We start from the raw sequence: 26,568 nt of genomic DNA on the forward strand, positions 1-26,568 counted from the left end.
ATGCAGAGGCCTAGTAATCGTGCTGCTGATGAAATGCGCCCGGTAAGGATCATCCCGGGTTTTGTAAAATATCCTGATGGGTCGGTGCTTATTGAGGTAGGTGATACCAGGGTATTGTGTTCAGCTTTTGTGGAAGATAAGGTTCCGCCTTTTCTCAAAGGAACCGGCAGTGGATGGGTCACAGCCGAATACTCTTTGCTCCCTGCCTCTACCGTTACCAGGACTCCACGGGAAGTAAGTAAAGGAAAGATAAGCGGGCGTACTTCCGAAATTCAAAGGCTTATCGGCCGAGCGCTGCGCGGTATAGTAGACCTTAATGCTTTAGGGGAAAGAACCGTATGGATTGACTGTGATGTTATTCAGGCTGATGGAGGAACCAGAACGGCCTCCATAACCGGCAGTTTTGTGGCTTTATTTTTAGCTCTGCAGAAGATAAAAGAGGCAGGTATTATCGATACTATACCGATTAAAGATTATGTAGCCGCAGTAAGTGTGGGCCTTTATGAAGGGGTTCCGATTTTAGACCTGGAATATGCAGAAGATTCGGCAGCTGAAGTGGATATGAATGTAGTAATGACGGGAAAGGGAGAGTTTGTTGAGGTGCAGGGAACTGGTGAAGGAAGGCCCTTCAGCCGGGAAGAGCTTGATAAAATGCTGGCTTTGGCTGCGAAAGGGATAAATGAACTTATACAGATGCAAAAGGATATTATAGGAGAGATAAAATATGAAAAAGGTGAAGAAGCTGCTTTTGGCCACCAGGAATCAGAAGAAAAAGAAGGAACTGCAGGAGATCCTGTCTGATTTAGATGTTCAGGTTATTACTTTAGAAGAGATAGAGAAAGAAGTGCCGGAGATTGAAGAAGATGGCACTACCTTTGAAGCCAATGCAGTAAAAAAAGCTTCTATAACCGCAGCTCTTACTGGATATATATGTCTGGCTGATGATTCAGGCCTGGTTGTAGATGCTCTGGATGGCAAACCCGGGGTTTATTCTGCCCGTTTTGCCGGTGAAGGGGCAACTGATGAGCAAAATAACCGCAAGCTTTTGCAACTGCTTAAGGGAATTCCGGAAGAGAGAAGGACAGCACGTTTTGTATGTGTTATAGCTATCTGTACTCCGGAAGGCGAAACTTTTACGGTAAGAGGGGAATGTGAAGGGAGGATAGCTTTTTATCCCCGAGGAGAAAAAGGGTTTGGTTATGATCCTCTTTTTATTCCCTGCGGCTATCAGGTTACATTTGCCGAGCTTTCCGGGGAAGAAAAAAGCCGCATAAGCCACCGGGGAAAGGCTTTGCTTCAGGCAGTGCCGATTATCAAAGAACTTATAAGCAGGGATGGATAAAATGGAAAAAGATTTAAAATATAAGAAAATTGCGGTTTTGGGTGATACCCATCATAATACGGAACGGCTGGTTTCAGCTCTTAAAGGGCAGGGAGTTGAATATTTTCTGTTTACTGGTGATTATTATGATGATGCCGTAAGATTGTCCCGCGAGCTTAAAGTCGGTTTTACCGGGGTTTTAGGTAACTGTGATCTGCTAAGCGGGCAAACTGGAGCCTCTTTAGAAGAATGTATCAATATATACGGGAAAAAGGTTTATCTTCTCCACGGACATCAGTACCGGGTAAAAGAAGGGTTAAACCTTCTTTATTATAGGGCCCTGGAAGTAGAAGCAGATGTAGTTATATTCGGTCATACCCATATACCTTTTTGTGACCGCATTGATGATGTGTTTTTTTTGAATCCGGGGAGCCCATCCAAACCCCGTAAGGGAAACAAGGGGACTTATATGGTTATAGACGGGGAAAGAGAACGATTTAATGTCAGATTATTTGAATTATGAATATTACAAATAAAAACAAAGCTGTGAAAATTTTAACTTGTAAAAGGCTTGTCAAGAGGGAGAAGAATTTTATATAATTGTCCAAAAGATGTAAATAGTGAGTTGTTTTATGTATTTTATTGATAGCCTTCCTAAAAGCGAATATTTTCGGATGAAGGATATGAGAGAGGATTTTGTCAAAAAATCGCCGAAGAGGCAAACCTTTGACTGGCATAATCAAAGGAGGAACCTTTCAGGCAAAAGGATCATATCCGGACGAACCCCTGAAGAAACTATTTCGACAGGGAAGAAAATGCCGCATTTTCTTCCCTGTCGAAATTTTTTATGTATACATGTTTCACATAATTTATAGGCTCACCATTTTTACTCCGGCATAAACATCTTTGCATACCACATGTCTAAAAGGGAAAGCTAAAATAAAGCACAGAGGAGGCAGATGACGGATGAATGCACTTTATGATGTTAAGAAGCCTAACCTGCTTTACGGTAAGGTTATAAGAGATCAGATTTTATCTGAAGTGGCAGCGGAAATAGAAGAGCTTAAAAAACAGCATGTAGCACCTTTTCTTATGACAATTGAAGTCGGCAATGATCCGGCAACTGCTGTTTACAAAGAATCACAGCGCAAACTAGCAGCTCAGATTGGCATAAATTATGAAACTATTGAGCTTTCTAAAAACACCTCGGAAGAAAGACTTCTTAAGATGATTGACCGCATAAACCGTGATCCAGTTATAAATGGTCTTATGGTGCATATGCCGCTTCCGGAACATATTGATGCCCGCAAAGTGCAGTGGAGTATAAACAGCCTTAAAGATGTGGAAGGGGTAACTCCTTATAATATGGGAAAGCTTTTTTTAGGGGCCGAAGCTCTTTATCCCTGTACCGCCGAATCGATAATGGCTTTGATAAAGGCAACGGGAGTTGATTTAAAAGGGAAAGAAGTTACCGTGGTGGGCTGCAGCTCTATTGTAGGAAAACCGGTGGCTACCATGTTGCTCAAGGAAGAAGCCACGGTTTCGGTATGTCATTATCAGACTTCCAAACGGGGAATGCTTGAACATCATGTGCGTAATGCGGAAATCCTGGTAGTAGCTGCCGGAGTTCCTAACCTTATTCCTGGAGAATGGATAAGAGAAGGAGCTATAGTTATCGATGCAGGGATAAATAGAGTAGGCAAGGATATTGTTGGTGATGTTGATTTTGAGGGGGCTTTAAAAAGGGCCAGTTATATAACGCCTGTACCCGGGGGGGTAGGATCAGTTACTGTTGCTTATCTGATGAAAAACACGGTAACGGCACTTAAAAGGCAGTTAGCAGCTCAACATGGTTAAAGGAGGTAGGTTTTATGAGTCTTAAAAGGACTCCTCTTTTTCCCATGCATCAGAAGTATGGGGGAAAGCTTATTGATTTTGGGGGCTGGGAATTATCAGTACAGTTTGCAGGCATCATTAAAGAACATCATATGGTAAGAACTAAAGCCGGACTTTTTGATGTTTCCCATATGGGAGAAATTGAAGTAACAGGGGAAAGAGCCCAGGATTTTGTCCAGTATCTGGTTACCAATGATGCGAAAAAACTTAACAACTATCAGGTTATGTATTCGCTGATGTGTTATGAAGATGGGGGTATAGTAGATGATTTGTTAGTTTACAAATATGATCCTACCCATTTCTTCCTGGTAGTGAATGCGGCTAATGTGGAAAAGGATTTTGCCTGGATAAAGGAACATGCCTTTGCCGGGGTAGAAGTAAAAAATGTTTCCGATGATTATGCTCAGCTGGCTCTGCAGGGGCCTAAAGCACAGGAAATTTTACAAAAACTTACTGATACTGATCTGGAAACTATTGAGTTTTTCTGGTTTAATCCTGATGTGAAGATAGCGGGGGTTAGCTGTATAGTTTCCCGTACCGGTTATACCGGTGAGGATGGTTTTGAAATCTATATAAAGCCTGAACATGCCGTACATGTATGGGAAGAGATACTTAAGGCAGGAGGTGAGGATGTAGCTCCCATCGGCCTGGGTGCGCGCGATACTTTGAGATTTGAAGCCAAACTTCCTTTATATGGGCAGGAGATAGATAAAGATATTACGCCTCTGGAAGCGGGTCTGGGATATTTTGTAAAGCTTAAGTCAGAAGATGATTTTATCGGCAAAAGTGCCCTCTTGAAACAAAAAGAAGAAGGGTTGAAGCGGATTCTGGTAGAATTTGAAATGATAGGGAAAGGCATACCACGTCATGGTTACCCCGTATACAAGGAAGGAGAAGAGATAGGCTGGGTGACCAGTGGAGCCCATTCTCCTACTTTTGACAAGAGTATAGGTTTGGCACTAATAAAGAAGGAGTACAGTGCTGAAGGTATGGAGATTGACATCATGATCCGCAATAAGCCGGTTAAGGCCCGGGTAATGAAAAATTCTTTCTATCAAAAAAGAACCAGAAATAAAAAATAAAAATGGAGGGATATAGAATGCGGGTAGAAAAAGGTTTGCTCTATACGGAAAATCATGAATGGTTAAAAGTGGAAGGAGATAAGGCTTATATAGGTATAACTGATTATGCCCAGGAACATCTGGGAGATATAGTTTTTGTGGAATTGCCGGAAGTAGATGCTGAATTTGATGCGGATGAAGGAATCGCTGTGATTGAATCGGTAAAAGCTGTTTCTTCAGTTTATACACCGGTAGCCTGCACTATTCTGGAAGTGAATGAAGAATTGGAAGGAGCGCCCGAGCTTCTAAATGAAGATTGCTATGCTAACTGGATTGCTTTGATAAGCATAAAGGATATGGATGGGCTTAATAAACTTATGGATGCTGAAGCTTATGAAGCTTTTTGCGCTGAACAGGAAGAGTAGGGTTTAGGGGGGAGATATGATGAAATATACTCCTAATCCGCCGCAGGTGGCCGAGGAAATGCTGAGGAGCATAGGCCTAAATTCGTTTGATGATTTATTTGCTGATATTCCGGAGGAAGTAAAGCTTAAGAGGGAACTTGACCTTCCTGCCGGTTTAAGTGAGATAGAGGTAAGGCGGGAGCTTATAAACAAAGCGCGAAAGAACATAACGGTAGATGAATATCCTTGTTTTCTGGGAGCTGGGGCTTATGATCATTTTGTTCCGGCAGCAGTAGACCAGATTCTCTTAAGATCCGAGTTTTATACAGCTTATACTCCCTATCAGCCGGAGATAAGCCAGGGCATACTGCAGTCGATATTTGAATATCAAACGATGATATGTCAGCTTACCGGCCTTGAGGTTTCGAATGCCTCCATGTATGATGGGGGAACAGCTCTGGCCGAGGCCTGTCAGGTAGCCTCTTCCGGTAAAGCCAAAAAAATAATAGTACCGGACACCATTCATCCGGAAAACCTGGCTATACTGAAGACTTATGCCTGGTCAGGAAAGTTTTCCCTGGAAGTAGTGCCAGGACAAAACGGCTTTATGGACGTAGAAGCTATGCTGGGCAGGATAGATAAGGATACGGCCGGAGTGATTGTTCAACAGCCTAATTTTTATGGCCTGCTGGAATCGGGAATAGAAAAGTTGGGTGAAAAAGTACATCAAAATAAAGGACTTCTGATCATGAGCGTTGATCCTATTTCCCTGGCTCTCCTCAAATCTCCTGCTGAATATGGTGCCGATATAGCTGTAGGAGACGGCCAGGTTTTAGGAAATAATTTAAGTTTTGGCGGGCCTTATCTGGGATTTTTTGCGGCGACCGAGAAACTCCTGCGCAAGATTCCGGGAAGGATTGTGGGACAATCGGTAGATAGTGAAGGAAAGAGAGCTTTTGTTCTGACTTTGCAGGCCCGAGAACAACATATAAGAAGAGAAAAAGCAAGTTCCAATATCTGTTCTAATCAGGCTCTATGTGCGCTGGCGGCTACTATTTATCTCAGTTTAATTGGGCCCAAAGGCTTGAAAGATATTGCGGTGCGCTCTCATCAGATGGCGGTATATGCCAAAAATGAACTTATAAAAAAAGGATTTAAACTAAAGTATGAAGGACCGTTTTTCCGCGAGTTTGCGGTGAAGATGGATAATCCCCGGGAGATGAACCGCCGGCTGCTCCAGCATGGGATTATTGGTGGATATGAACTTAAAGGGGCTATGCTTCTTGCTTTTACCGAAAAGCGGACTAAAGATGAAATTGATAAGCTGATTGCGGTGTTAGGAGGGGAAAATGATGAGTAAGCTTATATTTGAAAAAAGTGTGCCGGGCAGCAATACTTTTAGCCTTCCCTCCTGTGAAGTTCAGGAAACTTTAGAAATACCTGCCGATTTTATGCGCAATGAGGAATTAAAACTTCCCGAAGTAAGTGAAGTAGAAGCTGTAAGGCATTTTACGGAACTATCGAAAAAAGCCTATGGCGTTGATAGCGGTTTTTATCCTTTAGGATCATGTACTATGAAATATAATCCTAAAGTTGGCGAGTGGGCAGCCCGTCTTCCCGGATTTGCCAATATTCATCCTTATCAGCCGGAAGAAACTGTGCAGGGAGCCCTGGAGCTTATTTATGAGATGGAAAAAATGTGCTGTGAAATTGCAGGCATGGATAGATTTACCCTGCAGCCGGCTGCAGGTGCCCATGGGGAAATGACAGGCGTAATGATAATAAAGGCTTATCATAAAAAACGGGGAGATGAAAAGCGGACCAAAATTTTGGTGCCTGATTCTGCCCATGGTACTAACCCGGCTACGGCTAATGTAGTAGGCTTTGATGTAGTAGAAGTGAAATCTAATAGCCGCGGCTTGGTAGATATTGAAGATCTGAAAGCTAAGATGAATGATGAGGTAGCCGGGCTTATGCTGACCAACCCTAATACCCTGGGCTTATTTGAAGAAGAAATTGTAACTATTGCTTCCATTGTTCACGAAGGAGGCGGACTCCTCTATTATGATGGGGCCAATCTGAATGCTATTATGGGAGTATGTCGGCCTGGAGATATGGGGTTTGATATTGTACACTTAAATCTCCATAAAACTTTTGCCACCCCGCATGGTGGCGGAGGGCCAGGGGCCGGACCGGTAGGGGTAAAAGCCCATTTGGCTGAATTTTTGCCGGTGCCGGTAATAGAAAAAAAAGGAGATAAATATGTTTTAGACTATGATCGGCCTATGTCGATCGGTAAAGTAAAAAATTTCTATGGCAATTTTGGGGTAGTCGTCAAAGCTTATACCTATATTAAGGCTTTGGGACGGGATGGCTTGAAAGATGTAGCTTATAATGCGGTGCTCAATGCCAATTATCTGCGGCATCACCTGAGCAAGTATTACCATATACCTTATAACCGGCTTTGCAAGCATGAGTTTATAGCTAATTCCAAATTCCAGCTGGATAAAAGCGGTATTACCACTATGGATATAGCTAAAAGGCTTTTAGATTACGGTTATCATCCGCCAACAGTTTATTTCCCGCTTATAGTAAATGAAGCGTTGATGATTGAGCCTACGGAAACTGAAAGCAAGGAAAGATTAGATGGTTTTATAAAGGCTATGGCGGAAATTGCCCGGGAAGCCGAGGAAGAGCCGGAAAAAGTCAAAAATGCTCCGCATACTACCGTAGTAAAGAGGATTGATGAGGTAGGAGCAGCCCGCAATCCGATTGTCAAATGGGAGGCGGGAAAATGAGAGATCTGGTAATAATAGGCGGGGGGCCGGGTGGCTATGTAGCAGCCATCCGGGCGTCCCAGCTGGGAATGAAAACTGTTTTGATTGAAAAGGATGAGGTAGGAGGCACCTGCTTGAACCGCGGGTGCATACCTACTAAAGCCTATTTTCAAAATGCCAAGGCTATTCATACGATAAAAAGAGCTGAAGAATTTAATATTGAAGTTTCTGGTTTCAAATTTAGTTTAGAAAAGGCTAAAGCCCGCAAGGACAGTATAGTAAACCAGCTGGTTTCCGGGGTAAAACAGCTTCTTAAAGCTAACGGGGTGGAACTGATAAAAGGAGAAGCTGCCCTGATTGCGCCTGATACAGTGGCTGTAAATGGCGAAGAAATCAAGGCCAGGAATATACTTATAGCTACCGGATCTGTTCCTGCGCGTTTACAGGTAGAAGGGGCCGACTTACCGGAAGTTATAACCAGTGATGAAGCCTTGGAGCTTACGGAAGTCCCTAGTCGTTTGGCGGTAATCGGCGGGGGGGTTATTGGCCTTGAGTTTGCCTGTATTTTTAGCCATTTTGGCAGTAAAGTTACGGTTATAGAATATATGCCTAATATACTGGGCAGTTTAGATAAAGAGATAAGCAAGCGTATGGGAGTATTTCTTAAAAAGCAGAATATCGATGTGCATACAGGTGCAGCCGTAACGAAAATAGAGAAGAAAGATGGCGAAGTGCTGGTACATGTAGAGGGGAAGAAAGAAGCCTTTACCGTGGCTTCTGATCTGGTTTTGATGTCAACAGGAAGAAGGCCTTGCATAAAAGGGTTAAATCTTGATAAAGTAGGAATAGAGACGGAAAAGGATTTTATAAAAGTAGATGAGAACTATCAAACTAGCGTAAAAGGGGTATATGCGATTGGTGATGTCATCGGAGGGCAGATGCTTGCCCACAAGGCGTCAGAAGAAGGCATAGTAGCCGTGGAAAAAATGGCAGGACTGAATTCCTGTGTACACTATCATGCGGTACCGGGATGTATATTTACTTTCCCGGAAATTGCCACCGTGGGTATGAGTGAAGAAGAAGCCCAGGCGAAAGGGATAACCTATAAAGTAGGCAAGTTCCAGTTTGCTGCTAATGGTAAGGCTATGACTATGGGTGAGGCAGAAGGTTTGGTGAAGATTTTAGCCGACCAAAATGATATAATTATTGGGGTACATATTATTGGCCCCCATGCCAGTGACCTTATTCTGGAAGGAACGATGATGGTCAAAAACCGTATGCGGATAAAGGATGTAATAGGTACTATCCATCCTCATCCTACCCTAGGAGAAGCTATTATGGAGGCTGTTCTCGATGTACACGGCGAAGCTATACATTTAGCTCCGCGTAAAAAATAAACCTAGCAAAGGAGGAGTTATTCTGTTATGATGGACAAGCTTGTTGCCCAGTATATTCAAGAGGAGCTGGAAAGACAGCAAAATGGCCTGGAGATGATTGCTTCAGAAAACTTTGCCAGTATGGAAGTAATCAAAACCATGGGGAGTATCCTCAATAATAAATATGCTGAAGGTTATCCAGGCAAAAGGTATTATGGAGGCTGTTATGTAGTTGATAAAATCGAACAGCTGGCCATAGATAGAGCGAAAGAGCTTTTTAAGGCTGAACATGCCAATGTTCAGCCCCATAGCGGGGCCAATGCCAACCTGGCAGTTTTTCTGGCCATAATGAATCCCGGGGATACTTTTTTAGGCATGGATCTTACCAATGGCGGACATTTAACCCATGGTTCTCCGGTTAATATATCCGGTAAATATTTTAATGTAGTATCTTATGGCGTAAATGAACAGGGATTTATCGATTATGATGATGTAGAAGAAAAGGCCTTGAAATATAAGCCGAAAATGATCCTGGCAGGGTCTTCGGCCTATCCGCGAATTATAGATTTTAAACGGTTTAAAGAAATAGCCGATAAAGTAGGAGCTTATCTTATGGTAGATATGGCTCATATTGCAGGGCTGGTAGCTGCAGGTTTGCATCCCTCTCCCGTAGAATATGCTGATTTTGTTACTTCAACTACGCATAAGACCTTGAGAGGGCCGCGTGGCGGACTTATCCTGTGCAAAGAAAAGTATGCCAAAGATATAGATAAGGCAGTTTTCCCGGGAACCCAGGGAGGGCCCTTGGAACATGTCATCGCTGCCAAAGCGGTATGTTTCTATGAAGCTCTGCAGCCTTCCTTTGTAGAGTATCAGAAGCAGGTAGTAAAAAATGCATCCGTACTGGCTAATGCGCTGATGGAAAAAGGATTTAAGGTGGTATCCGGGGGAACCGACAACCATCTTATGCTTATAGACCTTACCAATATTGAAGGCATGACAGGCAAGAAAGCAGAACAGCTCTTAGAAGAAGTAGGAATAACGGTTAATAAGAATACGGTTCCGGGAGAAACGAGAAGCCCGTTTGTAACCAGTGGTATAAGAGTAGGAACTCCTGCCCTTACTACCCGGGGCATGAAAGAAGAAGAGATGCTCATTATCGCTGATCTTTTCTATAAAGCTCTGTTTGAAGAAGGCAAGCATATTGATTATATTAAAGAACAGGTACGCATGCTGTGCGAAAAGTTCCCGCTTTATGCTTGATGATTAATAGCGTAATCTACTTTTTAAAAAAGACCAGTATATTTTGTACTGGTCTTTTTTGCTAAAGGATTTTTGCTGATAAGGAGGAGTTTTTAACATGATAAAAATAAATAACACCTCCCAGGACCCTTATTTTAATATGGCCCTGGATGAGTATGCGACCAAAAATTTTTTAAAGGGGACGGTTTTTTATTTTTATCAGAATAAACCCACAGTAGTTATCGGACGACATCAGAACGCTTTTGAAGAAGTAAACCTTGATTTTGTAAGGGAAAGAGGGATTGAAGTAGTAAGGCGTATATCAGGCGGGGGAGCTGTTTATCATGATCTGGGCAATCTGAATTTTACCTTTATTGCTGATGCTGGTTCTTATACCAGTTTTGATTTTGTAAAATTTACGCGGCCGGTAATAAAAGCTCTGGCTAAAATAGGCATTAAGGCTGAACATACCGGGCGCAATGATATAACTATCGCCGGAAAAAAATTTTCCGGCAATGCCCAGTACCGCTATAAGAACCGGGTGATGCACCATGGAACTATTCTTTTTGCTGTTAACATAGAAGACATGGTACAGGCTCTTAATGTAGACCCGGACAAAATAGTTTCCAAAGGGGTAAAATCGGTACGCAGCCGGGTTACTAACATAAGTGAACATCTGACTTCACCTTTGTCCCTAGAGGAATTTAAAGAGATCCTGACCGCAACCATCCTGGAGGAAGAAGATTTTAACCAGGAATACGCATTGACGGAGGAAGATTTAAGAGCTATAAATGAACTCAGGGACAAGAAGTTTAAAACCTGGGAGTGGATTTATGGAACCTCTCCTCATTTTAATGTGCAAAAAAAGATGCGTTTTGACTGGGGAAGCCTGGATATAAGGCTGGATGTAGAAAAAGGGATTATCAAAGGGTGCAAGATATATGGGGATTTTTTTGCTGCCCGGGATATAGAGGAACTGGAAAGGCTGCTTACCGGGACACGTTATGAGGAAGAAGATATAAAAGCCAAACTGGAAGCGGTGAAAGTAGCCGATTATCTGCCGGCTGCTACCGCGGAAGATATTTTAAAGGTTTTGTTCTAAGGAGGCTAAAGGGGTTGAAACTGGAGCAGGTTGCCGGCAACACTTACTATATAAACTTTCCCAGCCTGATCGGGGTTTATGTTTTCCCGGATGGGGGATGTCTGCTTATTGATAGCGGGGCCAGCTCTGCTTTTGCCCAAAAGGCCAAAAAGGTGCTGGATGATGAAGGATTAAGGGTAGAGGCTATATTTAATACCCATGCCCATGCTGACCACAGCGGGGGAAATAGATTCTGGCAGGAAGCATATGGATGCGATATTTATGCTACCCCCTTTGAAGCTGCTTTTATGGAAAATGCCCTTTTAGGGCCTTTTTGCCTTTATACTGCTAGTCCGGTTGATATGCTGCGCAATAAGTTTTTAATGCCGGAGCCCAGCCAGGTTACCCATCGGATAAGGCCGGGAGATCTTATTATTAAAGAGACCGGCTTTAAAGTTTTAGACCTGGCCGGACATGCTATGGAACAGGCAGGACTGGTTACCCCGGATGGAGTTCTTTTCAGCGGGGATGCGATAATAACCGAACATAATTTAGACAAGTTCCCTTTTGTTTATATGGCTGACCTGGAGAAACATATGACCACCTTGCAATATCTGAAGGAAAATATTTATCCCTATACGGTAGTAGGGCACGGAGGAATATTAGAGCAGGTAGAGCAGACTTTAAGTAAAAATGAAGAGATAATAAAACATATATTAGCGGTGATTGAAAAATTTATCCTAAGTCCCCGCAGCCGGGAAGAAATTGTAGCTCATGTCATAAAAGAAATGGCGTTGCCCGATAACCGCAACCAGTACATACTTATTTCCGGCACGATTTCCGCTTATCTTGCTTACCTGTGCAATAATAAAAAGGCCAGGATATTTACGGAAGAAAACAATTTAAAATGGGTATTAGCCAAAAGGTAGCAGAAATTTATACCGGCATAGGCCTTCGCTTCCCGCAGAAGTGAAGGCTTTTTTGTAAGGACAGGAAGGAATAAACAGAGTGCATTTTTAAACCAGTATATGTAGTTAAGGGAAGCCAGGATATAAAAATACAGTGTTTTGTATACTTTTAGCCCAAGGAAAAAGAGATATTGCGAAAAAAATTTTTTTAAAGTATATTTTAGCAGGAAGGTTAGTTGACCTTTACAAAAAAGTAAAAGAGGGATGATCAGGTGACAAGGATACCGGATTATGTTGGGGTTTCTGCTTTTGGCATTAAAATGGGAGTTATTGTACCGGGAACTGATATTGTGGGCATGGTTTGTGAAGCCCTGGCCAGATGTAATGCCGATGGACTTCTCGATGATGGGGATACGGCCTGCATTACCGAATCGGTAGTGGCCAGAGCGCAAAACAATTATGTTACTATACAGGATATTGCTGCTGATGTAAGAAGGAAGCTTAAGCTAGAAGAGGACAGCCGCATCGGTGTGGTATTTCCTATATTGAGCCGCAATCGCTTTTCTTTGATTTTAAAAGGTATAGCCGCTGCGGTTCCTAAAGGAGAGGTTGTGGTTCAGCTTTCCTATCCTGCTGATGAAGTAGGCAATCAGATATTGCCCTATGATTTTGCCGAAAAACGGGGCAAGACTAATGGAGATATAATAACTTTAGAAGAAATAGGCGAGGAAAGATTTCTGCATCCCATAACCAATGTAGATTATATTGCTCTTTATGAAGAAGTAATAAAACAAACCGGGGCCAGGGCCAGGGTATTTTTATGCAATGACCCTTTAAAAATAATGGATTATAAGCCAGATGGGGTTATTGTAGCTAATATTCATGCCCGCTATCGTACAGCACAAAAATTCAAGGAAAACGGGTATAACTGCATAACTCTGCAGGATATATGCAATGAAGGCGAAGCCTGGTCCGAATGGGGACTCTTGGGCAGCAACCTTTCTTCCGGAGATAGGCTTAAACTTGCACCCCGGGAAGCTGATAAAGTGGCAGATGCGGTACAGGCCTGGGTAAAAAAAGAACTGGGCAAGCATATTGAGGTTATAGTTTATGGTGATGGTGCCTATAAAGACCCTTCAACCGGCATATATGAACTGGCAGATCCCCAGCCGGCTTTTGGTATGACTAAAGGCTTAAGGGGAAGGTACAGAGAGGGGCTTAAATACAAGTATCTGGTAGACAAGATGCTGGAAGAAGGTATAGAACAGGAACGAATTGAAGAAGAACTTAAGGCTATGAAACGGGACAGTTATGAAAAGGATTGCTTCGAAACTGAAGGTACGACCCCCCGTAAGGTAGAAGACCTTATGGCCAGCCTGGCTGACCTGGTAAGCGGTTCAGCTGATGCCGGGACGCCGTTAATTTTGATTAAGGGATTTTTAGGCTAGTTAAGATATATTAAAATAAAGCCAGGGATAAGTTAGTCCCTGGTTTTTTGCTATTTTTCTTTAAAATCCGTTATTTTAAAATTATAAGGGAAGGAAATAAAAAAATACTGTCGAAAGTTAATAAAGTATCCTGTTGGGCTAAAGGGGAATATAAATATGAGGGAATATCTGCTTTATACTTCACTTGTTTTTTTGCCGATTGCTGCGGTTATATTTTACATTTTGAAGAGCTACCGGCTTTCTTATTCTGCTATCTGGGCTATACTGGTTTTAACCTTTGTGATAATAATAACTTTTCCTTTCAGCATAATTAAAATAGGATCTATATTTACTTTGGTTGTTTATATTATAGTTCTGGGGGGAATAACTCTATACTTGCTGCAGTATGATGCTGAATATTCATTGGAAACAGATAAGAACAGGAAAGAAAAAATAGAAATTTATGGTTGTGAAATTGTGGAGTCGCAATTTCCTGAACCGGGAAAAATACAAATGCTTCTTGCTGGAAAAAATGAGTTTTCTGGAGCTGAGATAGGGAGTGAAAAACCTGAGTTTGAAGCCTTAAAAAACGAGGTAGAAAGAGTTAACGATGATAATGTCATGGGGATAGATGAAGAGAGAAAAGTAGAGGAGGAATATGCCATAGTTGAAAATGAAAAGATATGTGTTTATGAGGAAACAAAGGAAGCAGCGATGATAGCAGAGCCTACAAAACAGATTAATGGAGATACTACCTGGTTTTCTGAAGAAAAAGGGACAGAAGCTGGATATTGCGAAAGGGAGATAGCAAGTGAGAAGGACCGGGGGGGAGAAAAAGAGATAGAGAAAGAGGACGAAAAAACAGGGATAACAGATGCTGAATCAGAAGAAAGCGGGTATATTGAGAAAGAGAAAGATATGGTTTATTCCCAGGTAGTAAGGTTTTTGGATTTGGCTTTTAAAGCCAAGATGAACGAAGATTTTGAAGAGGCTTTTGTCTATTTTCGCAAAGCCTGGGAACTTACCGGGGATATAGATTTAAAATATATGCTGACTCTGGAGATGGCGGATATAAGCATAATATTAGGCTGGTATAGTCAGGGAGAAGAAATTATTGTAAAATGTATGAATGAATATGTTTTAAATGAAACGATGCGGAGAGAACTAGCCAGAAAACTTGCTTTTATCCAGCTTATAAGGCGGGAAATAAGGTATTTAAAACTGGAGGAAGTGCCTTTTGCCAGGCTGCCCAGGCTGTTAAAGGTAAAAGTGGAGGATGAACTGCGAAGGCTTTACACATAAAGGAAGGGAGCAAGTGAGATGAAGAAAAGCCAGGAAATTATTGGTCTGCCTGTTTTTTCTATCATTGATGGGGCCAAGATTGGACAGGTCAAAGACCTGGTAATTAATCCTGATGAGGGCAAGGTTGATTTTATTATGGTGGCTAACAGCAGCTGGTATGAGGGGGCCAGGGTTTTACCCTTCAAAAATGTAGTAGGGATTGGAGAACATGCCGTAACTACGGAAAGTCAGGCTATGCTGCTGGGGATTGATGCCTCAGAAGAGGCTAAGAGACTTTTGGAACGCAATATTCAGATTAAAGGCACCCGGGTTTTGACGAATAAAGGGAACCTCATCGGGGTTATAAGCGAATTTGAAATTGATACGGAAACGGGGGTTTTATCCCGTTTAGAATATAAAACGGCCCAGGATGAAATGAAGACCGAGATCATTGAAGCTGAAGATGTTTTAACCTATGGGACGGAAGTGGTGGTAGTAAGGGAAAAAGGGTCTTCGTATGTAAAGAAAGATGTACCCAGGGCTGAAACGGAAGGGGAAGTAAAGGAAACACCCATGAGCGAAGGAGCCTTATTTTTCCGGGAGAGACAGAAGGCTTTTCTGCTAGGGAAAAAAGTAATTCAAGATATTAAGGACAGTCAGGGAGAAGTATTAATTCCAGCGGGAACGGTAGTAAATGAAGAGATTATTGCTTTAGCTGAAGCCCACAATAAATTTGTAGAATTGTCACAGTGTGTAAAATAGCCGAGCACTAAATCCCGGGGAGAATGGCCAGTAATGAAATCTTATAACCAGAAAATGCTGATAATATTAGGGTTGCCGTTAATAGCTATAATTTTAAATTTATATGTAGTCGAAAGCCTTTTAGCCTGGCATGATCAAAAATTTTACCCTTCTTCTCTGGTCCTAGGTGGAGTACCCTTAGCTGGGATGACCAGGGAAGAAGCGGAGAGGATATGGCCGGATAAGGTAAAAAAAGCCTGGGGAGATAGTTTGACTTTGCAAGGGCCGGAAAAAAATTTTACCATACCTCTGGAGGAGTGGAATATAGCCTATGATACCCAGGCCAGTCTGCAAAAAGCAGTTGAAGTGATGCAGGAGGAGAGAGAAAAAAGCCTTTTGCCCCATATAACCATACGGGGAGAAAAAAGGGAACTTTTCCCGGTATTCACCTGGCAGGAAAAAGATTTGCAGCTTAAGGTAATGGCTTTAGCTTTAAAGGAGATTAAGGCAAAGGACCCGGAAAATGCCAGGTTGTACTGGGATGATAAGCAAGGTCTGCGGTTTATGGAGGAAAGATATGGATATGAAGTAGATCCTGTAGCTACATATAAAAATCTGACAGCTAACCTTGAGAAGGGGATTATAAAAGATATAGATATAAAAACAGTTCCCCTTACTCCGGAGATAACGCGAGAAAAGATAAAAGAGATTAAAGCTCTTTTAAACATAGAAGCTTTTAAAGCAGAAGCTTCTTACCCTTCCTGGCAGGAAATGCTGGATAGGTTGAACGGAAGGGTAATTTTAACTGGTGAAAGCTGGGACCTGGACAAGGAAATGGAGAATATAAGGGCAGCCCGGTATGTATTAAAGAGCGATCGGGAGATACTTCTTAAAAGTTTGCAAAAGGCATGGGAAGGAGCCGGGCTTATAAGGGATGGATACCAGCTGGTAAATAACAGCAGTGGTCCGGTAGGGATCACTTTGCATAGCGAAAAAGGAAATGTTGTGGTAGTAAGGGTTTGGGGGATAGATGACCATAAAAAAAAAGTGATTTTTAAAAAAGAGCAGAAGCCCCTTGAACCTCCAGTAGTAATAAAGGTTGATGAGAGGCTGGCACCTGGTGAGAAGAGGGAACAGGCAGGAACTAGAGGAGAAATGGTTTATAATTATAAATTGGTACTGATAGATGGAGAAGTTAAAGAGAAGATTTTACTCTGGCAGGAGAAGAAAGAGCCTAGAGCAAAGGTTATATACTATGGAAGGGGAACCTTTATAAATAAATGAGGTTGCCAACTGGGGGGAGATAAAGGTGAGTACTGAACTCCTGATTAAGCAGATTTTTCTTTATCCGCGTCCCTTTATACTGACCGGAGCCGGGGTATCGACCGAAAGCGGGATTCCGGATTTTCGAGGAAGTGGCGGTTTATGGGAAAGAATTGATCCGATGGAGGTTTTTTCCGCCTGGGCTTTTAAACACCATCCGGAAAAGCTTTATCAGCACAGCAAGGAAGTTTTTGGAACTATTCTGGAGGCTTTGCCCAATGCTGCCCATAATGTGCTGGGAGAATGGCAGCAAAAGAGGATTATCGGACCTATTGTTACCCAGAATATAGATAACCTGCATCAAAAGGGAGGAGCCTTCTGGGTATATGAAGTGCATGGGCATATAAGGACGGCTACCTGCAGCCGTTGTGGGAAGACGGTGCAGGATATGCAGGAAATAATAAAGGAGCAGGAAACGGGGGTTGTGGTTCCCCGTTGTGCTGATTGTGGCGGGGTATTGAAGCCGGATGTAATACTTTTTGGGGATGCTATGCCTGAGGACTACATGTATGCCGTCAAGATGGCAGAAATCTTTAACCATTTCCCCCAGGTGGTGCTAGTGGTAGGTTCCAGCCTGGCAGTTTCTCCTATCAACAGTTTTCCTTTATCCTTTGAGGAGCTGGATATTATCAACAATGCGCCTACTCTGCTTGACCAGGAGGCTTATATAATAATAAACGGCCTGGCCGGCAAGATCCTTATGGAAATGCATAAAATGCTTATTGATTTTAACGGGGGAAAAGATATTCAGGTTTTGCCGGCTGGCTTTATACCGGGAAGGTTGATAAGCATAGTAGAAGGTTTTTATAAAAAGATTTGGCGCGAACAGGAAGATCATAAAAAACCTTTAACTAAATGGGCTATTTTACAGGGGGATATTGAACTTATTAAAAATCTTTTCGCTTTTTATAAAGAAAAAGGGCGCCAGCAGAGGCTGGAATATTATCTGCTTGAACAGATGGAAGAAAAATTGCAGCTTATGGAACAAGGCTTAAAACAGGTGCTGCAGAAACGAAAATTTAACTTGCAAACAACTGAAGAAAGCTATCTTCTTTCTTCTCTCTACAGGCTGGTAGATATTTATAACCAGGCTTTGCATATTTATGCTAAACAGCATAATGCTGAAAGCCGGGTTATAAAGGAATTGGCCCTGCAGTATCTGGGGATAGCTGGGCTTTATAATAAGCTGTGGGAGCTTAAAGGAATAAAGAGCAAAGGGGATTTGGCTTCAGATATTGACCGGGTAGAAAAACTGATGATGGCTAAAGGACTGTCAATCAATACGACGCAAGCTTTGGCCGATTTTTAAGGATGGAAATACTAGCTGGCAAGGAGGAATTTTGATGGAAGAACTGGTAAAACAGGTTAAAATGGAAATGCTGCGCACTTTAATATGGCTTATAATTGCCTGTGGAGCAGGAGCTCTGGTTTATTATACTCTTCTGGTTAAATAAGAGGTGCTCTAGAAAGGGGATAAGGCTTTATAGCTTATCCCCTTAAATTTTAGAAATCTTTATAGGAAATGAAGTTTTAAAAAAGATTAAAAAACGCAAAATTTTGCTTTGCTGTATTTGACATATGAAGGAAATAGGTATATACTGAAACATATACGGTATAGGGGTATAGAGAGGTGAGGCAGACTATGGATGAGGTAAGACAGAGGCTTTTAACCCGGCTCAGGAAGATTGAAGGACAGGTAAGAGGAGTACAGAGAATGGTGGAAGCAGGCGATGATTGTGGCGAAATACTGAACCAGATTGCAGCTATAAAATCAGCTTTGAGCAGTGTCGGACTGCTTATTTTTGAAAACCATGCTTATGAATGTATTTGCCGGGCTATAGAAGAAGAAAATAAAGAAGCAGGGCTTAAAGAAGTGGTAAAGGTTCTGGAAAAGCTTATGCGTCATGAAATTTATGTTATAAAGGAGGAGATATGATGTCAGCTGTATTGACTCTTAATGGGGGAAATTTTGAAAATCAGGTCTTAAACGCAGAAAAACCGGTGCTGGTAGATTTCTGGGCAGCCTGGTGTGGTCCCTGCAAGATGTTAGGGCCGATTGTTGATGCCGTAGCAGAAGAGAATGTGGGTAAGATAGTAGTCGGCAAGGTAAATGTAGATGAAAACCGGGAACTGGCTATTAAGTACGGCATAAGAGGAGTACCTACCCTTATATTTTTCAAGGATGGACAGGAGGTAAAAAGGGTGGTAGGAGTGCAGAGCAAAGCCCAGCTACAAAAGCTCATAGATGAAGTGGCTGCCATGTAAATAGAATTTTTTAAAAAGAGCGCATCTTTTATGAACGCGCTCTTTTTTCTATAAATTCAGCAATTTTAGCTTCCAGGCCATTAGAGGAAGGGTTATAAAACTTGTGTTCTTTTAGTTCCTCAGGCAGATATTGCTGTTTTACATACCCTCCGTAGTCATGGGGGTATTTGTAGCCCTGCCCCTTGCCAAGAAGCTTGGATGCTTGACTGTGTTCGGCCGAGGCTAAATGAGGAGGTATTTTTATTTGGGCAAGTTCTCTTACGGTTTTGATGGCCTGGTTTATAGCCACATAGCTGCTGTTGCTTTTAGGAGCAGCAGCCAGATAAATGGTAGCTTCTGCCAGAGGAATTCTGGCTTCCGGCATACCAACATATTCCACGGCCTGAAAGGCAGCTACGGCGATGGAAAGGGCATAAGGATCAGCAAGGCCAATATCTTCGGCAGCATGGACTATAAGCCGGCGGGCAATAAATTTAGGATCTTCTCCGCCTTCCAGCATAAGGGCTAGATAAAATACGGCGGCATCTGGGTCAGATCCGCGGATACTTTTTATAAAAGCGGAAATAGTGTCATAATGGTAATCTCCCGAGCGGTCATATTTTATAAGAGGGATAGTGGTTATTTTTTTTATAATTTCGGGAGTGATGGTTTCCCCTGGTTTTAAATAGGAATTTACGGCGGTTTCTAATATATTTAATGCCATGCGGGCATCGCCTTTGGCTATACTGGCTATAAGATGCAGGGCTTCTTTTTCTATTTTCAGATTTAGTTCTCCCAATCCCTTTTCTTTATCGGTCAGTGCTCTTATAATAAGCTTGTGTATATCTTCTTCTTTAAGAGCTTCTAATACATAAAGCTTGAGGCGGGATAATAAGGCATTGTTCAGTTCATAAAGCGGATTTTCGGTGGTAGCGCCGATAAGTATAAGGGTGCCGTCTTCTACAAAGGGCAGGAGCACATCCTGCTGGCTTTTGTTAAAGCGATGGATTTCATCGACAAAAAGTACAGTTTTTTGGCCATAATATTTATAGCGGTCCCTGGCATCAGAAGCGATTTTGCGTATATCATTTACCCCGGCGGTTACAGCTTGTAGCTGTTCAAAATGAGCCCGGGTAGTTTGGGCAATAATACGGGCAATAGTCGTTTTGCCACTACCGGGAGGGCCGTAGAGCACAAACGAGTGCAGCTCATCTTTTTCAATCATGTTTCTTAATACCGAATCCTTGCCTATTATGTGTTCCTGGCCGGCTATTTCATCTAAGGTTTGGGGACGCATGCGATAGGCCAGGGGTAAATTTTTTAAGTTTTTCTCTGCCTGGAAAGAAAAGAGATCCATATTTCCCCCTCCTTTAAGGGTTTTTTAAAACTGGAGTAATTATAAAATAAATCAGGCAGAATAGCCAGTTGAAGTTAGGAGAGAAGTGGATATGAAGGTAGCAGTTCTGATGAGTGGCGGTGTTGACAGTACCGTGGCAGCTTGTCTTTTAAAAGAAAAAGGATATGAAGTTATAGGCCTTACTATGGTCAACTGGGATACGGGAGTAGGGGAAAAAGCCCAGAAGGCAGCTTCGGCATTAGGATTAGAACATATTGTTGTAGATATGAAGGAAATCTTTCAGGAAAAAGTAGTCGCTTATTTTTGCCGGTCTTATGAGAAGGGAGAAACACCCAATCCCTGTGTGGAATGCAATAAGTATATAAAGTTCGGGAAGCTTTTGGACATAGCTCTTGATCTGGGATGTGAAAAGGTGGCTACCGGTCATTATGCCCGGGTGGAATATGATGAAGAAAAAAACCGCTATCTTTTGCGCCAGGGGAGAGATAAGAATAAGGACCAGAGTTATTTTCTCTATGGCTTAAAGCAAAGACAGCTGGAACGCATTCTATTCCCTTTAGGGGATTTTACGAAGCCGGAAGTGAGGGAGATGGCCAGGGCTTACGGGTTAGAGGTAGCGGAAAGCAAGGAAAGTCAGGAAGTATGTTTTATTGCTGGTGATTACCGGGATTTTTTGCGGGATAAAGTGAGCCTTAAGCCGGGTGATTTTGTGGATTTAAAAGGCAGGGTCATTGGAACCCATAAAGGTATTCCTTTTTATACGGTGGGACAGAGAAAAGGACTGGGACTTAGTATGGGTAAGCCGGTATATGTTTTAGATCTAGATGTAGAAAATAATCGCATAATAGTTGATGAAGAGGTTCATCTTTTCCGCCGGGTTTTATATGCAGCTGATTATAATTTTATAATGTTTGAGGAATTAGAAGAAGATATAAGGGTTTTAGCCAAGGTGCGCTACCGCTCTGCTTTATCTCCGGCAACCGTTTCTAAAAAAGGAGACAGGTTGAAGGTAGAGTTTGACCAGCCCCAGAGAGCTATTACCCGGGGACAATCGGTAGTTTTTTACCAGGGTGAATATGTGCTAGGAGGCGGGATAATAGCTGATATTGTTTAAAGGTGAGTTTATATTAAAAGCAGCAGCCTTTTCTATGAACAGGTCATATGAAAAGGCTGTTTTTTTATTGGTATATATTTTTTAAAGCAAAGCAAAATATATAAAGGAGCCAAGGAAGGGAAGTTATTATGCTGAAAGTCAAGCATATATGCGGGATGCCGGTTTTTTACCGTAAGAATGCCAGGGTATTAGGTTATGTAGAAAAAGTAGCGATTGGGGATGATTACGAGATTGCTTATATTGTCTGGCAGAGTGAAAAAGGAAGACTGTATATGGTTAGAAAAGGAGATTTTATTCTGACGGAAAAATCGGTTCTGGTTGAAAACTTAAAAGGTATTAAATCTTATGCTGGTGGGGAAGAATTATCTATATATGAGAAGAAAATAGGCGATAAGGTTTTTGATGAGAAAGGTGAAGAATTAGGGGTAGTAAGTGATTTTTTAATTTCAGCAGCTGATGGTAAAGTATGGGGAGTAGAAGTTGCAGCGGGAGTTTTGCCAGATATTCTAAAAGGCCGTTTTCAAATGCCTCTTACGCAGATAAGGTGGCAGAATAAATCAAGTCTTTTTGTCAAAGAAGGGAGTAAAGATTAGTGGTAATCAAATGTCCGGTTTGTAAAGGTTTACAGGTGGGAAAAGTGGGAAGCGACCAGTATTATTGCTGGAACTGTTTTCTGGAATTTAATTACAATAAGGGACGGGTCAATCTTTATCAGGTAGAAGAAGATGGAAGCCTTTTGGCTATCGACAGCAGTGAGCTTTTATAAAGGAGGGACAGGGCTTTTGCGGAGTTATCTTAATGCTGTATTGATAGGAGCTATGCTGGGAGCAGCAGCAGCTATATACTGGCAGGATAGGAAAGCGGAAAGCACTACCCCTTTTGTTAAGCCGGAACGCAACAGGCGGCGGGTTTTGAATATAATATGATTTAACGGGATCGAAGGCAGGGATGAAGGTGGATTTGACTGTCAGGGTATGGCAGAGGTGGCTGTTTTTTATCGTGGTGGCTTTAGCCACTATTTATTTTTTATACCTGGTAAGAAGTGTTCTTTTTAGCTTTGCTTTAGGGTTCCTTTTGGCTTATCTTCTTTTTCGGCCGGTCAGGTATATTGAAAGGCGGGGGATAAGAAGGCTATGGGCGATTTTATTAGTCTATGCTTCGGTTTTGGCTTTATCCTTTTTATTTCTGTATTTTGCCCTTCCCGGGATAATAAAGGAAATGACTGCTCTTGCTCATCTCCTACCTCGGTATGCCGACCAAACCGAGGAAATTATGAGTAAGATTGACCATATAGATATGCCGCATAAGTTGAAAGAAGTATTCTGGAAAAATGTAAGAGATATAGAGGAGTTTATCTATAAAGGTTTGAACAGTTTGGTAAAAGGGATTTATGATGTGCTGGAAACAGCTCTTTTTTTGATATTTGCTCCGATTTTAGCTTTTTATGTTATGATGGACTGGGAAAAGATAGGAGATGGTTTTCTCCATTTATTTTCTCCTCCGGTTCGCCTGGAAATTAAACAGCTTTTTAAAGATATAGATGAGGTATTGATAAGTTTTATAAAAGGTTATTTTCTGGTGGCGTGTATAGTAGGCGGGTTAACGGGTGTCACGGCTTATTTTATAGGTGTTAAGTTCCCTTTATTATTAGGAATTTTAGCGGGAATAACTAATCTGATACCTTTTCTGGGAGCTTTTTTGGGGGGGATACCTGCAGTTTTACTGGCTTTGACCGATTCCTGGCGGCTGGCTTTGTATATGGCACTGGGGATAGTCATAATCCAGCAGCTGGAGAGCAATTTTATAACCCCCAGAATAATAGGAAATAGATTAGGGCTGCATCCTCTGGTGATAGTTTTTGCTCTTTTAGCCGGCGGCAATTTATTAGGCATATGGGGTATGCTGATAGGGGTGCCTCTGGCGGCAGTTTTGCGCGTAATTTTCTCCTGGTTTTATGGTAAAATTATAGCATGATGAGGGATCAAGGTGATTTGTTGACATAATTCTCAATATAAAAGAAAATAGATTAGTAAAGTTTTTGCACGCAAAGGGAGGCTTAAGGTGTGTTAAAAAGCAGCGAAATACGCAAGATGTTTCTGGATTATTTTAAAGAAAATGGACATACAGTAGTAGCCAGTTCTTCTCTGGTACCAGCCGATGACCCTACTCTGCTTTTTTCTAATGCCGGCATGAATCAGTTTAAGGATGTTTTTTTGGGTTTGGATAAAAGACCCTATACCCGGGCAACTACGGCTCAGAAGTGTGTACGGGCAGGAGGCAAACATAATGATTTAGATACTGTAGGAAGAACTCCCAGGCACCATACTTTTTTTGAAATGCTGGGCAATTTTTCTTTTGGCGATTATTTTAAAAGGGAGGCTATTGGCTATGCCTGGGAATTTTTGACCGGAAGATTGGGACTTGAGGAAGAGAAACTATGGATTACCATATATAAAGATGATGAAGAAGCTTTTTCTTTATGGCAGGAAGTGGCAGGAGTAAAGCCGGAACGCATAATAAGGCTGGGGGAAAAAGATAATTTCTGGAGTATGGGAGATACAGGACCCTGCGGACCCTGCAGTGAAATTATATATGACCGGGGAGAAAGGTATGCCTGCGGAGATGATTGCCGTATAGGGGGATGTGATTGTGATCGCTGGCTTGAAATATGGAACCTGGTATTTATGCAGTATAACCGGGATGAAGAAGGCAATATGACTCCCCTCCCGCGTCCCAGTATCGATACGGGTATGGGCTTAGAGCGGATTACGGCTGTTATGCAGGGGGTAGAAAGCAATTATGATACTGACCTTTTTGTGCCCCTTATAAAAAAGGTAGAAGAACTGACGGGGAAAAAATATGCTTGGGATGAACAGGGTTTTCCTTTCCGCGTCATTGCCGATCACAGCCGGGCCTGCACCTTCCTTATTGCTGATGGAGTTTTGCCAAGCAACGAGGGGAGAGGCTATGTTTTAAGGCGTATACTGCGCCGGGCAGTTCGCTTTGGACGTTTTTTGGGTATTGAAGAACCTTTCCTTTATAAAATGGTGCCGATTGTAGTTGATATAATGAAAGATGCCTATCCTGAGCTTGAGGAAAGGAAAGGTTTTGTCGAAGAAGTTATTAAAAGGGAAGAAGAAAGATTTTTTGTCACCCTCAATGAGGGTATAAGAAAAGTAGAGGAGATTATTGCTAAAGCTAAGCAGGAAGGAAGGAATATTATTACCGGGGAAGAAGCTTTTATGCTTTATGATACATATGGTTTCCCCATGGACCTTACCGAAGATATGGCGGAAGAAAACGGCTTTACAGTAGACCGGGCTGGATTTAACAGGATGATGGAAGAACAGAAAGAACGGGCAAGACAGGCTAATAAAGGAGAAGATGCTTTTAAAAAAGAACTCTTGCTTACCGAGCTTTTAGGCGATTTGCCTGCCACCGTCTTTACCGGATACGAAAGGTTACTTGATAAGTCAGAGATAATAGCTCTTATCAAAGATGAAACTCTTAAAGAGCGGGTAGAAGATAGTGAGGCTATGCTGGTTGTCAGACAAACTCCTTTTTATGCCGAAAGTGGTGGGCAGGTAGCTGATACCGGGATTATAGAAGGCAAGAATGGCTATATGGAAGTAAGAGATGTGCGTAAAATAGGACCTTTTATAATCCATGCCGGGATAGTTAAGGGACTTTTAACGCAGGGTGAAGAAGTAGAGCTTAAGGTAGACGAGGAAAAAAGAATGGCTACTGCTCGCAACCATACAGCTACTCATCTTTTACACCGGGCCTTGCGGCAGGTTTTGGGAGAACATGCCCAGCAAAAAGGTTCGCTGGTGGAGCCAGACAGGCTGCGTTTTGACTTTTCCCATCTATCTTCTTTAAGCGGGGAAGAAATTGCTAAAGTAGAAAAGATAGTAAATGAGGCTATATGGCACATGTATCCGGTTTCCACAGAAGAAACGAGCCTGGATAAGGCTAGAGAAATGGGAGCGATTGCGCTGTTTGGCGAAAAATACGGTGCAACTGTAAGGGTAGTGAAGGCCGGAGATTTTAGTATGGAACTTTGTGGGGGGACCCATGTAAGGAATACAGGGGAGATTGGAATATTTAAGATAATAAGTGAAGGCAGTATTGGGTCAGGTTTGCGACGTATTGAGGCTATTACCGGACATGCCGTATTAGATTATATAAATAAGATGGAAAGAGAAATGGAGATGACAGCTGCTGTTTTGAAAACCAGCCCACACAATATAGCGGAAAAGGTAGAAACATTAAGCCGGACTTTGAAGGAAAAAGAACGGGAGATAGAACAGCTTAAGGCCAGAATATCCAGATCCTCAACTGAAGACTTGCTGAAGACAGCTTATCAGGTAAATGGGGTAAATATACTGGTTGCCCGCGTGGAGAGTGAAGATATTAATCTTTTAAGGCAAAATGCCGAAACTTTACGAGATAAACTGGGAAGCAGTGTAGTTCTTCTGGGAGCAGTAGTAGGGGATAAGGTGGCTTTTGTCTGTTTTGTAAGCAAGGATTTAGTAGCCAAAGGGCTTCATGCCGGTAAGATTGTAGGCGAAGCGGCTCGGGTAGCCGGTGGAGGTGGTGGCGGACGTCCGGATATGGCTCAGGCAGGTGGCAAGGAAGTAAGCAAACTTGATGAGGCCCTGACAGTAGCTAAAAGTGTTATAGAGTCTGCTTTATGATGTTTACGGTTGTCCTGGCCAAGGGGAGGAGAGAAGTATGGGGAGATTTGATCAGACGGTAAATTTTAGCCTGCATAAAGATGGTGAAGATAAGGTAAGAATTATTTTGCAAACTGTTTATGAAGCTCTGGAAGAGAAAGGATATAATCCTATAAATCAGCTTATAGGCTATATGATATCCGGTGATCCTGCTTATATAACCAGCCATAATAATGCCCGCAGCCTTATATGTAAAATTGAACGGGATGAGATACTGGAGGTTCTTTTGCGCCATTACTTAAATGAAAAATAAGGAGTAAAAAGCCTCATGCCCAGGGC

Annotated in this window: 27 protein-coding genes and 1 riboswitch; of the genes, 26 read left to right on the plus strand and 1 reads right to left on the minus strand. The window is 42.2% G+C overall.

Features of this window, described 5'->3' with window-relative positions:
• The 19 genes from rph (at window position 1) to trxA (ending at window position 19,103) form a co-directional block, all read left to right on the plus strand.
• Entirely contained in the window at window positions 1–801 is an 801-nt protein-coding gene (gene rph, locus BUB92_RS05010; RefSeq protein WP_073090939.1) for a ribonuclease PH, read from the plus strand.
• Window positions 725–1,342, plus strand: coding sequence for an XTP/dITP diphosphatase (locus BUB92_RS05015; RefSeq protein WP_073090943.1), 618 nt, complete (start codon window positions 725–727; stop codon window positions 1,340–1,342). The genes rph and BUB92_RS05015 overlap by 77 nt, the downstream gene beginning before the upstream one ends.
• Window position 1,343: 1 nt before the next feature.
• On the plus strand, window positions 1,344–1,844 hold the full coding sequence (locus BUB92_RS05020) for a metallophosphoesterase family protein (protein WP_073090946.1): 501 nt from the start codon (window positions 1,344–1,346) through the stop codon (window positions 1,842–1,844).
• A 151-nt stretch (window positions 1,845–1,995) separates the two neighbouring features.
• A riboswitch (glycine riboswitch) is annotated at window positions 1,996–2,102 on the plus strand.
• 185 nt (window positions 2,103–2,287) lie between these two features.
• The gene (locus BUB92_RS05025) at window positions 2,288–3,178 is read left to right on the plus strand and encodes a bifunctional 5,10-methylenetetrahydrofolate dehydrogenase/5,10-methenyltetrahydrofolate cyclohydrolase (RefSeq protein WP_073090948.1); all 891 of its coding nucleotides are present in this window, start codon (window positions 2,288–2,290) and stop codon (window positions 3,176–3,178) included.
• Between the two features lie 14 nt (window positions 3,179–3,192).
• Window positions 3,193–4,299: a glycine cleavage system aminomethyltransferase GcvT gene (gene gcvT, locus BUB92_RS05030; protein ID WP_073090950.1), complete on the plus strand. Its 1,107-nt coding sequence runs from the start codon at window positions 3,193–3,195 to the stop codon at window positions 4,297–4,299.
• 17 nt (window positions 4,300–4,316) lie between these two features.
• Complete coding sequence (gcvH, locus tag BUB92_RS05035) at window positions 4,317–4,703, plus strand: glycine cleavage system protein GcvH (protein WP_073090953.1); 387 nt, start codon at window positions 4,317–4,319, stop codon at window positions 4,701–4,703.
• Window positions 4,704–4,722: 19 nt separating this feature from the next.
• Window positions 4,723–6,042 carry an aminomethyl-transferring glycine dehydrogenase subunit GcvPA gene (gcvPA, locus tag BUB92_RS05040; RefSeq protein WP_341372073.1) on the plus strand — a complete coding sequence of 440 codons (1,320 nt, stop codon included), beginning with the start codon at window positions 4,723–4,725 and terminating at the stop codon, window positions 6,040–6,042.
• Window positions 6,035–7,480 carry an aminomethyl-transferring glycine dehydrogenase subunit GcvPB gene (gene gcvPB / locus BUB92_RS05045; RefSeq protein ID WP_084728340.1) on the plus strand — a complete coding sequence of 482 codons (1,446 nt, stop codon included), beginning with the start codon at window positions 6,035–6,037 and terminating at the stop codon, window positions 7,478–7,480. Before gcvPA ends, gcvPB begins: the two co-directional genes overlap by 8 nt.
• Entirely contained in the window at window positions 7,477–8,856 is a 1,380-nt protein-coding gene (gene lpdA, locus BUB92_RS05050) for a dihydrolipoyl dehydrogenase (protein ID WP_143156866.1), read from the plus strand. The genes gcvPB and lpdA overlap by 4 nt, the downstream gene beginning before the upstream one ends.
• Window positions 8,857–8,883: 27 nt before the next feature.
• On the plus strand, window positions 8,884–10,098 hold the full coding sequence (locus BUB92_RS05055; protein WP_073090964.1) for a serine hydroxymethyltransferase: 1,215 nt from the start codon (window positions 8,884–8,886) through the stop codon (window positions 10,096–10,098).
• A 97-nt stretch (window positions 10,099–10,195) separates the two neighbouring features.
• Window positions 10,196–11,179 carry a lipoate--protein ligase gene (gene lplA, locus BUB92_RS05060; RefSeq protein WP_073090968.1) on the plus strand — a complete coding sequence of 328 codons (984 nt, stop codon included), beginning with the start codon at window positions 10,196–10,198 and terminating at the stop codon, window positions 11,177–11,179.
• A gap of 14 nt (window positions 11,180–11,193) precedes the next feature.
• Window positions 11,194–12,087: an MBL fold metallo-hydrolase gene (locus tag BUB92_RS05065; RefSeq protein ID WP_073090971.1), complete on the plus strand. Its 894-nt coding sequence runs from the start codon at window positions 11,194–11,196 to the stop codon at window positions 12,085–12,087.
• Window positions 12,088–12,338: 251 nt separating this feature from the next.
• On the plus strand, window positions 12,339–13,514 hold the full coding sequence (locus BUB92_RS05070) for a coenzyme F420-0:L-glutamate ligase (RefSeq protein ID WP_084728341.1): 1,176 nt from the start codon (window positions 12,339–12,341) through the stop codon (window positions 13,512–13,514).
• 156 nt (window positions 13,515–13,670) lie between these two features.
• Entirely contained in the window at window positions 13,671–14,795 is a 1,125-nt protein-coding gene (locus BUB92_RS05075; protein ID WP_073090974.1) for a hypothetical protein, read from the plus strand.
• An 18-nt stretch (window positions 14,796–14,813) separates the two neighbouring features.
• Complete coding sequence (locus BUB92_RS05080) at window positions 14,814–15,536, plus strand: PRC-barrel domain-containing protein (RefSeq protein ID WP_073090976.1); 723 nt, start codon at window positions 14,814–14,816, stop codon at window positions 15,534–15,536.
• A gap of 33 nt (window positions 15,537–15,569) precedes the next feature.
• A complete protein-coding gene (locus BUB92_RS05085; protein ID WP_073090979.1) occupies window positions 15,570–16,799 on the plus strand; it encodes a G5 domain-containing protein in 1,230 nt (409 codons plus the stop codon).
• Window positions 16,800–16,824: 25 nt separating this feature from the next.
• Entirely contained in the window at window positions 16,825–18,147 is a 1,323-nt protein-coding gene (locus BUB92_RS05090; RefSeq protein WP_073090982.1) for an SIR2 family NAD-dependent protein deacylase, read from the plus strand.
• A 321-nt stretch (window positions 18,148–18,468) separates the two neighbouring features.
• Window positions 18,469–18,774, plus strand: coding sequence for a metal-sensitive transcriptional regulator (locus tag BUB92_RS05095; protein ID WP_084728343.1), 306 nt, complete (start codon window positions 18,469–18,471; stop codon window positions 18,772–18,774).
• Complete coding sequence (gene trxA, locus BUB92_RS05100) at window positions 18,774–19,103, plus strand: thioredoxin (protein WP_073090985.1); 330 nt, start codon at window positions 18,774–18,776, stop codon at window positions 19,101–19,103. The genes BUB92_RS05095 and trxA overlap by 1 nt, the downstream gene beginning before the upstream one ends.
• A 28-nt stretch (window positions 19,104–19,131) precedes the next feature.
• Here trxA and BUB92_RS05105 read toward each other — a convergent pair whose 3' ends face one another.
• Complete coding sequence (locus BUB92_RS05105; RefSeq protein ID WP_073090987.1) at window positions 19,132–20,439, minus strand: replication-associated recombination protein A; 1,308 nt, start codon at window positions 20,437–20,439, stop codon at window positions 19,132–19,134.
• 91 nt (window positions 20,440–20,530) lie between these two features.
• Between BUB92_RS05105 and mnmA the strand changes: the two genes are divergently transcribed.
• From mnmA to BUB92_RS05130, 7 genes are all read left to right on the plus strand, one after another.
• Window positions 20,531–21,553 carry a tRNA 2-thiouridine(34) synthase MnmA gene (mnmA, locus tag BUB92_RS05110; RefSeq protein ID WP_073090990.1) on the plus strand — a complete coding sequence of 341 codons (1,023 nt, stop codon included), beginning with the start codon at window positions 20,531–20,533 and terminating at the stop codon, window positions 21,551–21,553.
• A 128-nt stretch (window positions 21,554–21,681) separates the two neighbouring features.
• Complete coding sequence (locus BUB92_RS05115; protein ID WP_073090993.1) at window positions 21,682–22,146, plus strand: PRC-barrel domain containing protein; 465 nt, start codon at window positions 21,682–21,684, stop codon at window positions 22,144–22,146.
• Window positions 22,146–22,319 (plus strand): hypothetical protein, encoded by a 174-nt coding sequence (locus BUB92_RS11705; protein ID WP_200774207.1) that lies wholly within the window; start codon window positions 22,146–22,148, stop codon window positions 22,317–22,319. The genes BUB92_RS05115 and BUB92_RS11705 overlap by 1 nt, the downstream gene beginning before the upstream one ends.
• A 16-nt stretch (window positions 22,320–22,335) precedes the next feature.
• Window positions 22,336–22,479 (plus strand): hypothetical protein, encoded by a 144-nt coding sequence (locus tag BUB92_RS11525; RefSeq protein ID WP_159432308.1) that lies wholly within the window; start codon window positions 22,336–22,338, stop codon window positions 22,477–22,479.
• Between the two features lie 28 nt (window positions 22,480–22,507).
• A complete protein-coding gene (locus BUB92_RS05120; RefSeq protein ID WP_073090995.1) occupies window positions 22,508–23,527 on the plus strand; it encodes an AI-2E family transporter in 1,020 nt (339 codons plus the stop codon).
• Between the two features lie 89 nt (window positions 23,528–23,616).
• A complete protein-coding gene (alaS, locus tag BUB92_RS05125; RefSeq protein WP_073090998.1) occupies window positions 23,617–26,250 on the plus strand; it encodes an alanine--tRNA ligase in 2,634 nt (877 codons plus the stop codon).
• Between the two features lie 37 nt (window positions 26,251–26,287).
• Window positions 26,288–26,542: an IreB family regulatory phosphoprotein gene (locus BUB92_RS05130; RefSeq protein WP_073091000.1), complete on the plus strand. Its 255-nt coding sequence runs from the start codon at window positions 26,288–26,290 to the stop codon at window positions 26,540–26,542.
• The last annotated feature ends 26 nt before the right edge of the window (window positions 26,543–26,568 follow it).

Source organism: Thermosyntropha lipolytica DSM 11003, assembly GCF_900129805.1.
GTDB lineage: Bacteria > Bacillota > Syntrophomonadia > Syntrophomonadales > Syntrophomonadaceae > Thermosyntropha > Thermosyntropha lipolytica.